The following is an 11976-nucleotide window of genomic DNA, read 5'->3' on the forward strand; positions in this document are numbered from 1 at the left end:
GCGATTTGAAAAAGGGCATGCCAGCGATGGCATGCCCTTTTTTTTGTCGACACTGGCAGAATCTTCACGCCAGGCGACGCTGCATCAGCAGATGCCGGGCTTTGTCGAAGGCCCAGTTGTACAGCACGGTGTAGGGCAGAATGATGACGAAGAAGCCCAGCTCCACCATGAACGCCTGCGCCAGCGAAATATCCAGCATCCACGCCGCCACCGGCAAACACCACACCACCAGCCCGGCTTCGAAGCCCAGGCCGTGCACGAAACGCGCACGGGCCTTCCAGTGGATACGCTCGGCCTGCACGTAGCGGTCGACCAGCGCGTTGTAGACCATGTTCCACAACATGGCGATGACCGACAGGGTCACAGCCAGCGCGCCCGCCGTCGCCAATGACTTGCCCATGATCCAGGACAGCAGCGGCGCACACAGCAACACCGCGAACACTTCGTAGCCAACGGCGTGAACCAGGCGTTCGGTAAAGGACACGTGTTTCATTGCAAATTCCATCCATTGCGTGAGTCGTGCTGTCTATTTTCTTTGATAAAACTGATACTCACGACATAGCTACTATCGGTTTTATCAATACCATGCGCTATTCACCCGAAGCTCTGGTCGCGTTTGTCGAAGCTGCATCGCTGGGTTCGTTCTCTGCTGCAGCGCGCAAACTGCGCAAAAGTCAGTCCACCATCAGCATCGCCATCGCCAATTTCGAGGCTGATATCGGCTGCCCGTTGTTTGATCGCGGTGGCCGCCACCCCACGCTGAATGAAGCGGGCCGGCAGGTACTGAGCCATGTCGAGGCGATTCTCGATGCCAGCGCCCAGCTCGATGCGCTGGCGGTGCGACTGGCACAGAACGTCGAGCCCTTGGTATCGGTGGTGATGTCGGACAGCTACAGCGTCACGTTCCAGGGCGCGGTGATGGCCCGCTTCGCCCAGCAGTACTCACACACTGAATTGCGCTGCGGCCCGGCGGAGGACGCTGATGTGATCGAAATGATCCAACAGGGCCTGGCCCATGTCGGCATTCTTGCCACCCAACCCAGCTACCCCGCCGACGTGGCCGTGGCGCGCTTGCCGGAGCAGGCGGAATTTGGCGTTTACGTGGCCAGCGGGCACCCGTTGGCAAGCCTGGCGCAGGTGCAGGCGCAGCATCTGGAGCATGCACGGCAGCTGTATATCAAGACCTATGCCCCCAGCCTGCACCGCGGCCGCGGCCAGGCCTGGTCGGCACCGGACTACCTCACCCTGCTGGAGTTCGCCGTGCGCGGGTTTGGTTGGGCCGAGCTGCCCAGGGCGCTGGTGGCACGGTTTGGCAATGGGCTGGTGGAGTTGCCGATAGCGGGTTACCCACGCCGAGTGGATATGGATGTGGTCTGGTCTAGCCGGCGGGCATTGGGGCCGGCGGGGCAATGGCTGGTGCGGCAGATGTTGAAACCGTAAGGTTTTCACCTGCAATAAGTTGGCGCTGCTGCGCCCCCCCCTGGGGGAGCTGTCGCCGTGTGCGCCCAAACGCAACAACCAGTACACCCAACGACAATCCTTCCCTCGCCCTGCCCCGTAGCCTGTCACCACGCGCCGCCCCTCTGGCGGCACGCACCCAAAGCACAAGAACAAACGTTGGTGACCTATGCAGACAGTAGATCCGATCACCCTTGCGGTTGTCCGGGGTGCGCTGGAGACAGCGCAACGCGAAATGACCCTGACCCTGGAAAAGACCGGGCGCTCCAGTGTGTTCAACCTGGCCCACGACTATTCCAACTCGCTGTTCGATCACCTGCCGGAAATGATCCTGCAAGGCCAGGACATTCCCATCCACCTGGGTTCGCTGATCCCGGCCATGAAATGCGTGGCCGAGTTCTTCGGCGACGACATCGCAGAAGGCGACGTGATCTACCACAACGACCCGGCCTACAAGGGCAGCCATATTCTCGACTGTTGCATGTACAAGCCGGTGTACTACCAGGGCGAGTTGGTGTTCTGGACCGTGTGCAAAGGCCACCTGACCGACATCGGCGGCCCGGTGCCGGCTGGCTACAACCCAGATGCCAAGGAAATCTACGCCGAAGGCCTGCGCATTCCGCCGGTCAAGCTGTGGGAAAAGGGCAAACGCCGTGAGGACGTGATCAACTTCATGCTCACCAACATGCGCGCCCGGCCCTATCAGGAAGGCGACCTCAATGCCCAGTATGGCGCCTGCAAGGTCGGCGAGCGGCACTTGCTGGAACTGCTCGACAAGTACGGCGTGGCGCAGGTGCGAGCCTGCATCGCCGAACTGAAGAACATGGCCGACCGGCACATGCGCGCACTGTTGCGTGATGTGCCGGACGGTGACTATAGCGGCACCGCCGTGCTCGAAGATGCCGGCCATGGCCTGGGCGAACTGGCCATCACCGCCCATGTACAGATACGTGGCGACCAGGCCCACGTGCGCATCGACAGCCCGCCGCAAGTGCCGTACTTCATCAATTCCTACGAGGGCAACTCGGTGTCGGGTGTGTACCTGGGGCTGATGATGTTCGCCCAGGTGGCGCCCCCCTACAACGAAGGGCTGTACCGCTGCGTCACGGTCGATGTCGGGCCCAGAGGCACGCTGTGCAATGCCGAAGAACCCGCACCCCACGTCAACTGCACCACCACGCCGATGGAAACCCTGGCCGATGCCGTGCGCACCGCGCTGGAACAGGCTTCGCCACAGCGGGTAACGGCCTCCTGGGGGCATACCAGCGGCATCAACATCGCCGGCCATGACCCGCGCAACGGCAACAGCGAGTACGTGACCATGGTGCTGGCCTCGATCATTTCCGGTGCCGGCGCCAACAAGGTGATGGATGGCTGGCACGCCTGCGGCCCGTTGTGCTGTTTCGGGGCGCTGATGAGCGGTGACATCGAGCTGCTCGAACACGCCTACCCGGTGCTGATCCACCGCTACAGCCTGATGGCCGACAGTGGTGGTGCCGGTGAATTCCGTGGCGGTTCGGGCACCCGCCTGGAGATCGAACCACTGGACCACGCCATGACCGTGGTCGGCTTTGGCGAGGGCCGCCAACTGCCCACCGCCGGTGCCGCCGGGGCACGCAACGCATTGCTTGAGCCCAAGCTGGGCCGGCTGATCCATCGCCACGCCGACGGCAGCGAAGACCATTACACGCAAAACCCCATGCTCACCCTGCAACCAGGCGAACGCATCATCAACGTCAACCCCGGCGGTGGTGGCTACGGCGACCCGCTGCGTCGCCCGGTCGCAGCCGTGCTGGAGGATGTGCGCAATGGCCTGGTCTCGCCACAAGGGGCAGCCCTGGAGTATGGCGTGGTCCTCGATGACCAAGGCCACCTCGACGAAACCGCCACCCGCCTTGCCCGCGCCCCGCGCTGACCGGAGAACCATCATGCGTAACCAATATCGCCTGGGCATCGACGCCGGCGGCACGTTCACCGATTTCATCCTGGCCGACCGTGACGGCGGCGTACAGCTGTTCAAAGCGCCTTCCACGCCACAAGATGGCACCTTGGCCATTCGCGCCGGGTTGGCGCAAATCGCCGACGCCACCGGGCGCAGCCCGGCCGAACTCATCGCCAACTGTGACCTGTGCATCAACGGCACCACCGTGGCCCTCAACGCGCTGATCGAGCGCACCGGGGTCAAGGTGGGCCTGCTGTGCACCGAGGGGCATGAGGACAGCCTGGAAATCCGCCTGGGCCACAAGGAAGAAGGCCACCGCTACGACGCCCATTACCCGCCGGCACACATGCTTGCCCCACGCCACCTGCGCCGCCCGATTGGCGGCCGTATCCTTGGCGATGGCCGTGAGCACAGCCCCCTCGACGAAGCCGCTGTCCATGCGGCCATCGACTACTTCCGGGCCGAAGGCGTGCAGGCCGTGGCCATTTCCTTCCTGTGGTCGGTGCGCAACCCCAGCCACGAGCAGCGGGCCGCCGAGCTCGTACGGGCAGCCCTGCCCGACGTGTTCGTCTGCACCGGCTGCGAGGTGTTCCCGCAGATTCGCGAGTACACCCGCACCTCCACCACCGTGGTCAACGCCTACCTCAGCCCGGTAATGGCACGCTACGTGGCGCGCATCGACAACCTGTTCCAGGAACTTGGCGCACAGCAGCCGGTGCGCTACTTCCAGTCCAACGGTGGCCTGGCGCCTGGGTACCTGATGCGTGAGCGCGCTGTCAATGCGATCAACTCCGGCCCGGCCTCGGCGCCACAAGCCGGGCTGGCGGTGGCGAAGCCGTTCGGTATCGACAACGTCATTACCGTGGACATGGGCGGCACTTCGTTCGACATCACCCTGACCAACGCCGGGCGCACCAATTTCAGCAAGGACGTGGACTTTCTGCGCCAGCGCATCGGCGTGCCGATGATTCAAGTGGAGACCCTGGGCGCCGGCGGCGGCTCCATCGCTCATCTGGACGAGTTCGGCATGCTCCAGGTGGGCCCGCGCAGCGCCGGCGCCATGCCTGGGCCCGTGTGCTACGGCAAAGGTGGCTGCGAACCCACGGTCACCGACGCCAACCTGGCCTTGGGGTATCTGCCCGACGGTGCATTGCTGGGTGGCAGTATTCGCCTGAACCGCCAGGCCGCACTGGACGCTATTCGCAGCAAGATCGCCGAACCGCTGGGTATCAGCGTGGAACGCGCCGCATTCGGCATCACCACCCTGGTCAACTTGAACATGGTCAACGGCATCCGCCGGGTGTCGATCGAGCGCGGCCACGACCCGCGTGACTTCGCCCTGATCGGCGCAGGCGGTGCGGCGGGCATGCACGTGGTACGCCTGGCCGAGGAAATCGGCATGCACACCGTGCTGATCCCCAAGGTGGCCTCAGGCCTGTGCGCGTTCGGCCAGATCCTTTCCGACGTGCGCTACGACCAGCTCACCAGCCTGTCGATGCGCCTGGACACCGGGCACGTGGACCTGGCGCAGCTCAACCAGGCCCTGGCCGAGCTGCGTCAGCAAGGCCTGGCCAACCTGCGCGAAGACGGCTTTGGCGACCAGGCCAGCAGCTGCCACTACACCCTGGAAATGCGCTACCTGGGGCAGATCCATGAATGCAGCGTGGAACTGGAGCAGCATGCCCTGGATGACACAGGCCTGGCCGCACTGATCAGTCGCTTCCACCGCCGCCACCAGACCCTGTATTCGTACAGCGAGCCCGAAAGCCCGGTGGAGCTGGTGAACCTGGAGTGCTCGGTGATCGGCCACCTGCCACGCCCGCCGCAACCCGAGCTGCAGGGCCCGGCCGAGCCACCCGCGGCGCAGGCGCAAAGCGTGCGTCCGATGCTGTTCAGCGCCGACGGCCAATGGCAGCCCACACCGGTGTTCAATGGCAACCACCTGCTGCCCGGGCAGACCGTGCATGGTCCCTGCGTGATCGAGGAAGACACCACCAACATCGTGCTGCCGCCTGGCTGGCAGGCACGGCTGGAGCCTTCGGCGACCTACCGGGTGACACGCGGGGCTTGATCTGAAGGCCGGCGCGCGCCGATCATGGGCCTGATAACCGCCTGGCAGCTTTGCGCTGCCAGGCGTTTTGCACAATAACAAGAGCTGCTTGAGTAGCTTGCCTGCAGTTCCTTTTTTCAATGCTGCCCTCTTTGAAAAAGGACCCACCATGCCCACAGAACTCTCGACCCTCGGCTGGCCACAGCCCGAACGCCAGGCGCGCTGGGCCGAAGCCATCAGTGACACCTATTTCCCGCTGAGCCTGGAGTTTGCCGCCGAACAACCGTTCGATGGCCACTTGCAGCGCTGGAGCACGCCAAGTACCCCACTCAGCCTGTCGCGCCTGCGTTCCAGCCAGCTGGGCTACTCGCGCAGCAAGGCGCACATCGGCCAGGACCAAGAAGCGTTCTACCTGGTGACCGTGCCGCATCGCAGCGAGGTGCACTTCGAACAGGACGGTCATCAGATCAGCTGCCGCCCAGGTGGCTTCATCGTCGAGCGCGGCGATGCGCCTTACCGCTTCCATTACGGCACGCTGAATGACCTGTGGGTGCTCAAACTGCCCGAGCGTGCACTCAAGGCCAACCTGCTGGGGCACAGGCGCTATACCCGGCATTGTTTCGATGCCCGCCAGGGCTTGGGGCGCATTTTTGTCGAACAGTTGGACCTGTGCGCCCGCCACTTCGACGCTAGCCCCATCGCGGCCCGGCATCTGCTGCTGGAACAGGCTTCGGCCACCTTGCTGCTGGCCCTGCAACAGGACGAGCGAGTGCTGGGTAGCGAAGGCAGCAACCTCAGCACCCTGCACCTGACGCGGGTGGAACAGTATGTGCAGCAACACCTGAGCGACACCGAGCTGTCGCCGCAAACCATTGCAAGTGCCTGCGGGCTGTCGCTGCGCTACCTGCACAAGCTGTTCGTGATCACGCCCTACACCCTGAGTGAGTGGATACGCCAGCTGCGCCTGGAGGCCGTGTACCGGCAATTGCGTGACCCGCATTGCCACCTGGCCATCGGCGAACTGGCATTGCGCTGGGGCTTTACCGACCAGGCGCAGTTCACCCGCGCGTTTCGCCAGCAGTATGGGTGCACGGCGCGGGAGGTACGGGCTGCAGGCACCCATTGAGCCGAAAGCGAAGATTCCTACGATGCACACCGACCCGTTGCGCCAGCCTCGCGATTATGGCTACGTGCTGCTGGAACAGGATCAATCCCCCGCCGGCACATCCACCACCTTCCAGCTGTCATCCGGGTCGAAGCGTTTCATCTCCTTGGCCAGCCTGTCACCGTGCGGCCCGAGGTCTTTCTCGAACACCTGGCCGTCATGGCTGATCATGAAGCTCATCACCCCGGTGTCGTCGTACTTGGCCGGCCAGGCGACCATGGCGAAGCCACGGCTCATCTGGTTGCCGATAAGGTAGCTGTAGGCGCCGCCAGGGGCGGATGGGCCTTGTGCGTCGAGGATGCGGAAGTGGTAGCCATACCAGTCATCACCGATCACATCCTGGCCAAACAGCGGCCCCAGCGGGCTGACCTGGCCATCGCCGTCGTCATCCCAGTACAAACCGTCATGCTTGCCGGGGTCGCTGAAGATTTTCTGCGCGTACTCCAGCGCACCGTTGCCGTTATGGTCCTGGGTGGCGTAGTCCATTTGCGCATCGTGATAGGCCAACAGCGACTGCAGCACGCCCAGCTCGTTGCGGCCGATGCGCCGGGCGCGGATTTCAGCGCTGCCGGCCTTGAGGTCGAAGCGCCAGCCTTGGCTACTTTTGGTCAACGGAATGGGCAAGGTCCAGTGATCGCTGCCCACCGCCAGGATGGCCTTGCCCTCGCCTGCCATGTCGATACTGTGCTGCGCACGGTACTGCTCCAGAAAGGTGTCCACGTCGCTGCGTTGCACTCCGCCGCGCGGGATGTAGGTGCGCCAGTCGTCGCCCAGCAACTGGGTCAGGCGGGCCTCATCAGCTTTCTCCGTGCCCAGCGCCGCGACAAAGGATTCAACGGCTTTCTCTGGGGTCGGGAAAGCGTCCTGGGCAGCGGCCAGGGATGCGCAGGCCAAGCCCACTGTAAGCAGCATTGCCGCCAGTGCTGGACGTTTCATCGACGACCTCCTCCGCCACGACGAGCGGGTGCACTGGGCCGAGAGATCTGGTGCCCGGCTGCACGCGATGCACTGGGCCGCTGGGCAAACGCCTGGCTGGTGCGACCACGGTTGGCCTGCGCATTGGTGCGCGATGGCGAGCGTACGCCATCGAAGGCGTTGTTACGGGCACGCCCTGCGGTATTCACAGGACGATTCTGACCGACTTGCCGCGCTTGCCCTTGCCGGCGTTGATCCATCTGGTTGTTCTGCTGCCGGCCCTGAGTGTTGCGTGCCTGCTGTTGACGGTCGGCAACCCTCGGATTGTCGCCACGGGGCTGTACACGGTTGCCCAATGCATTGCCCGACTTCGCTTCACGCATTTGTTGGCGTGCCTGAATGTTGCTGGTGGCTGGGCGTTCGATACCCGCTCGGTCCATGGAGGCACGCGCCTTGTCACGCGCCTGGGCACGTTGTGCGTCATCACCGCGAAATGCGCTGCGCTGGGTGGCACCGTCCAACTGGCGGCCGTACTGCTGACGGCTGCGCGCGTCGCGGTAAGGCACACCGTCACGGTTGACGGCATTGTGCTGCCATTTGTTCTGGTTGTTGGTGATGCGATTGTTGCCGTTGATGTTGTTGTAGCGGTTGACGTCGATGTCGATGTCATTGTTACCCCAGTCACAGTCGCCCCACAACGAGGCGACGATCGCAACGCCAGTACCGAAGGCCAGGCCTGCCACCAGTGCGGAGCCGGGGTAGTACATCGGCGGTGGTGGGTAGTACACCGGCGGTGAGGCCGGGTAGGCCCAGGTGCCATAGGTGGTGGTCGGGTTGTAGCTGGGGACGTACACCACTTGTGGGTCGGCCGGCTCGATGACGATGGTGGTGGGCGGCGCGCTGGCGGTGACCACCTGGGTGCCGCCGGAAGCGGGTGCGGGTGCAGGGGCCGCTGCAGGGGCCGTGGTGGTTTGCACGGTCACATTCTGGTACTGGTTGCTTTGCAGGTTGCCGGCAGCCTGCGCCTGGTGACGCAAACGCTGCACGCTGCCCATGACATCGTCGGGCTGGGCGAGGAAGGCATCACCCAGGCGCTGTACCCAGACCGGGTCCTGGCCAAGGGTCGCCAGCACCTGCGGGAATGCCACCAAGGCTTGTACGCTCGGGTCCCAGGGCTGCTTGGCTACTTGCTTGACCGCCTCGTCGCCGGTGGCCTTGGGGTTGGCCTTGGACCAGGTCACCGCTTCACTGACCTGCCCTGGGTAGGTCGACGCCATCAGCACCTGGGCCAACAGCGGATCAGGATACAGCGCGATGGGCGCGGTCATCTGATCGAGTTGTTCCTGGCTGAAGACCGGGTCCTTGGCTGCAGCCGTCTCGGCTGGGGGGGCTGGGTCCGGTGCGGGTACGTCTTCGGCCAGCGCCAGCCCGGGCGCCGCGCTCAGGCACAGGAGTGCCGACAGGACAGCAAACAATAGCGTGCGCATCGCTAATCCCCATGAGGTCAGACCGCGTGGAATAAGGGTAGCAACGGCGGCGGGTTTGGCCAGATGCGAAGGCGCAAACTTTTTGTGCTCTAGCCAGGACAAACACCACACCAAACAACAAGGCCGCGAGCGTGCCCGTGACATAGGTGCTGATCGGGCGCTGCTCAACCACCCAGGGCAATGATCGCCAGGATCAGTGACGCGCCCACAGCTACCAGGACCACGCCGGTCAACTGGGTGCGTCCACCGGAATAGCGCGCCAACAGCCAGCCCGCCAGGTACAGCATGGCCAAGGCAACCCAGTTCGAGACACGGATGGCCGTGCCAGTGGTGTCTATCAGCAGGAACGGGATAACCATTGGGAACGTCGCCAGCACCACCAGCAGGAATGTCCCCAGCGCAGCCTTGAAATCATCCAGGCACAGGCGCGCCGGCATCGGGCGGGCGGCATCACGTTGCATCTGGCGACGTAGCACCTCCAACCCTTCGTCATCCAGTGCCAGGCCGATGCGTTCTGGCAGTGCATCAGCAATCAGCCTGCGCCCCTGGCCATCCTCAGCGGCCTGCAGGCGCGCCAGCAAAGTACGTGCGCGGGTGCGCTCGGTCCAGGTGCGCATCAGGTAGATGACCGCATCGGCCAGGCCCCAGGCCAGGTTGCAGCCAAGCGCAGCGACCAGCATCAGCCGAGCGTCTTCGCGCCCTGCCGTGGCCACGCTGAGCGAGCCGATGAAGGTCATAGCCATCAGCAGGCCAAAGATGACTTCGGTAATCCGATCGATTGGCTCCAGCACACCCCATTTACGCGGTTGTTCGCCTTGCCCCATCACGCCCTCCCGGCCCCTCAGGAACCATCGATAGTCACTATCGAGAATGGCAATTTCTACCGAACGCCGTGGCCACATAACCTAGCGCTATCGACTCGCCGCCCACGACCCCATTCCCTGGAGCTACCTGATGAATACCCTGGCTCGCCTGCTGTCCGCCGCCCTTGCCGTGCTTGCCATCGCCATCAGCAGCGGATGTGCCAGCCACCCTGAACTGCGCCCGTACACGGCAGAAGAAGCCCGCCAGCTGCAGCTCGAAGCGCTGCAGCGCCGCAGCCTGTCCCTTGACGACTACGAGCAGCAACGCCGGGTGATCCAGCGCGCCGACAACCTGCCTGTGGTGACCGAAGCCGTCGACGCTGACCGCTCGACCAAAGGCTGAACAGGCCAGCCAACGGTTCCATCCCTCCCCCTGCGCAGGTATCCTCTACCGCTCAACCGCAAGCCTTCCAGGACGGAGACCATGATCAGGCCCCTTCTGTTGCTGAGTGCTGCAGTGCTTTTCAGCCCCGTGTTGCTGGCCCAGCAGATGAAACGCCAACTGGGCGATTTCGACTTCACACTCGGCACCACGCCTTCGCGCAGCATGGCGCAAGGGCTTATCTCACCCAGCGCCGTCGGCGCATTCCACGGTGGCCTCGATTTCAGCCACGCCAGTGGCTGGTACCTGGGCCAGTACGCCCCAAGCATGGGCGTCACCCCCAATTCGACCCTGCGTCTGGACAGCTACCTGGGCTACAAGCATCAGTTTGACAGCAGCCTGGGCTACGAAGTGGGGTTGATCCATTATAGTCAGCCAAACATCGCAGGCCCCGACAGTTACGCCCTGTACGGGGGTATCTCGGTGCTGGGCAGCCGCTTCGGCGGGGCGCTGCGTGACAACCCCGACAACCGCACTGGCACGTTGTTCGCCGACTTCGGCCAACTGCCATTGTTCGACGCAGACTTCACCGTCAAGCTCGCCCACCACCGCCTGGGCACGCCCTTTACCATTGGCGATGGCAGCCAGGTGAATGCCTTTTCCGATTGGTCGTTGGAGCTGTCGCGGCCCTGGCTGGGCATCGACCTGAACCTGATCTACAGCAACTCCAGCCTCAGTGGCGGCGGCTGTGACGCGTACTCGGGCATCAACACCTATTGCGACAGCGTGGTTACCCTCAAGGCGCAGCGCAGCTTCTTTTAACGACGCGGTGCCAGCGCCAGGGCAATACCGCCCAAAACCACCACGCAGGCAATCAGCAAACGCAACGACAACGGCTCACCGATCAAGGCAACCCCACCCAATGCGGCAATCACCGGCACGCTAAGCTGCAGGGTCGCCGCCTGTTGCGCACTGATCTGCCTGACCACGCCATACCACACGGCGTAGCCGGCGCCAGAAGCCAGCACACCGGAGCCCAGGGCATACAACAAGCCGAGTGGCGTAAAGTGCGGGCCGGCGCCCAGCGACAGCATCGGTAGCAGCAGCATCAGGCAAGGCAGGCTGCGGGAAAAATTGCCCGCGGTGTCGGCCAGCGGCCTGGGCGAGCCTTTGCCCAGCAGCGTATACACGCCCCAGGCCACGCCGGACAAGGCCATCAGCAAGGCACTGGCCAACGGCGGCGCCGAGGCACCGGGCAAAAGAAGCACCAGCAGGCCGGCAAAGGCGATCAGCATGCCCAGCAGCATGCGCACCGTGATGTGTTCACCCTTGTACCAGGCAAAGCCGAACATGGTGATCTGCACTGCACCGAACAGCAACAATGCGCCCGCGCCTGCCCCCAATTGCAGATACGCCGCAGAAAACAGGAACGCGTACAGGAACAGGGCCAGGCCGCCCCGCCAACTGCCACCCATGGCCTGCGCCGGCCTGCGCAGGCGGATCAGCAACAACAGAAACAACGCACCACTGGTCAGGCGCACCACGGTGAAGGATGCCGGGTCGATGGCCCCGTCTTTCAGCGCCAGCCGGCAAAACACCGAGTTGGCAGCGAAAGCCACCAGGCTGAACAGTGCAGGCCAAAGCCAGGCCCTGGCCTTGCGGTGGGCAAGCGTGGTGGTGCCGGTGCTCATGGTGTGGTCACCTCTGAGTAAACATTGTTGTCATGGCGGCAATGCTGAAAGGGCCAGCACCGATATACAACAAAGTGATTCCT

11 protein-coding genes are annotated in these 11976 nt (G+C 63.8%); 6 read left to right on the top strand and 5 right to left on the bottom strand.

The features are described 5' to 3' along the window. Positions 1-64: 64 nt before the first annotated feature. The gene (locus DM807_RS09350) at positions 65-493 is read right to left on the bottom strand and encodes a multidrug/biocide efflux PACE transporter (RefSeq protein ID WP_012272060.1); all 429 of its coding nucleotides are present in this window, start codon (positions 491-493) and stop codon (positions 65-67) included. Between the two features lie 92 nt (positions 494-585). Here DM807_RS09350 and DM807_RS09355 point away from each other — a divergent pair, with 92 nt between their 5' ends. From DM807_RS09355 to DM807_RS09370, 4 genes are all read left to right on the top strand, one after another. After that, a complete protein-coding gene (locus tag DM807_RS09355; protein ID WP_060494053.1) occupies positions 586-1440 on the top strand; it encodes a LysR family transcriptional regulator in 855 nt (284 codons plus the stop codon). 187 nt (positions 1441-1627) lie between these two features. After that, positions 1628-3373 carry a caprolactamase subunit beta gene (capB, locus tag DM807_RS09360; protein WP_060494054.1) on the top strand — a complete coding sequence of 582 codons (1746 nt, stop codon included), beginning with the start codon at positions 1628-1630 and terminating at the stop codon, positions 3371-3373. Positions 3374-3386: 13 nt separating this feature from the next. Continuing rightward, positions 3387-5471 carry a caprolactamase subunit alpha gene (gene capA / locus DM807_RS09365; RefSeq protein WP_179027304.1) on the top strand — a complete coding sequence of 695 codons (2085 nt, stop codon included), beginning with the start codon at positions 3387-3389 and terminating at the stop codon, positions 5469-5471. 148 nt (positions 5472-5619) lie between these two features. After that, positions 5620-6576 (top strand): AraC-like ligand-binding domain-containing protein, encoded by a 957-nt coding sequence (locus tag DM807_RS09370; RefSeq protein ID WP_179027305.1) that lies wholly within the window; start codon positions 5620-5622, stop codon positions 6574-6576. An 81-nt stretch (positions 6577-6657) separates the two neighbouring features. Here DM807_RS09370 and DM807_RS09375 read toward each other — a convergent pair whose 3' ends face one another. From DM807_RS09375 to DM807_RS09385, 3 genes are all read right to left on the bottom strand, one after another. Next, a complete protein-coding gene (locus tag DM807_RS09375) occupies positions 6658-7551 on the bottom strand; it encodes a DUF2950 domain-containing protein (RefSeq protein WP_060494057.1) in 894 nt (297 codons plus the stop codon). Continuing rightward, positions 7548-9017, bottom strand: a complete 1470-nt coding sequence (locus DM807_RS09380) for a DUF3300 domain-containing protein (RefSeq protein ID WP_012272054.1) — start codon at positions 9015-9017, stop codon at positions 7548-7550. The genes DM807_RS09375 and DM807_RS09380 overlap by 4 nt, the downstream gene beginning before the upstream one ends. 164 nt (positions 9018-9181) lie before the next feature. Next, positions 9182-9841, bottom strand: coding sequence for a hypothetical protein (locus tag DM807_RS09385; RefSeq protein ID WP_012272053.1), 660 nt, complete (start codon positions 9839-9841; stop codon positions 9182-9184). A 130-nt stretch (positions 9842-9971) separates the two neighbouring features. Between DM807_RS09385 and DM807_RS09390 the strand changes: the two genes are divergently transcribed. Further along, a complete protein-coding gene (locus DM807_RS09390; protein ID WP_012272052.1) occupies positions 9972-10223 on the top strand; it encodes a hypothetical protein in 252 nt (83 codons plus the stop codon). Between the two features lie 81 nt (positions 10224-10304). Then, positions 10305-11024, top strand: coding sequence for a TorF family putative porin (locus DM807_RS09395; protein WP_179027306.1), 720 nt, complete (start codon positions 10305-10307; stop codon positions 11022-11024). On the opposite strand, the gene DM807_RS09400 is transcribed toward DM807_RS09395, so the two are convergent. Then, entirely contained in the window at positions 11021-11893 is an 873-nt protein-coding gene (locus DM807_RS09400; RefSeq protein WP_179027307.1) for a DMT family transporter, read from the bottom strand. The genes DM807_RS09395 and DM807_RS09400 overlap by 4 nt on opposite strands. Between the last annotated feature and the right edge of the window lie 83 nt (positions 11894-11976).

It is taken from the genome of Pseudomonas hunanensis (genome assembly GCF_013393325.1).
Classification (GTDB): Bacteria; Pseudomonadota; Gammaproteobacteria; order Pseudomonadales; family Pseudomonadaceae; genus Aquipseudomonas; species Aquipseudomonas putida_P.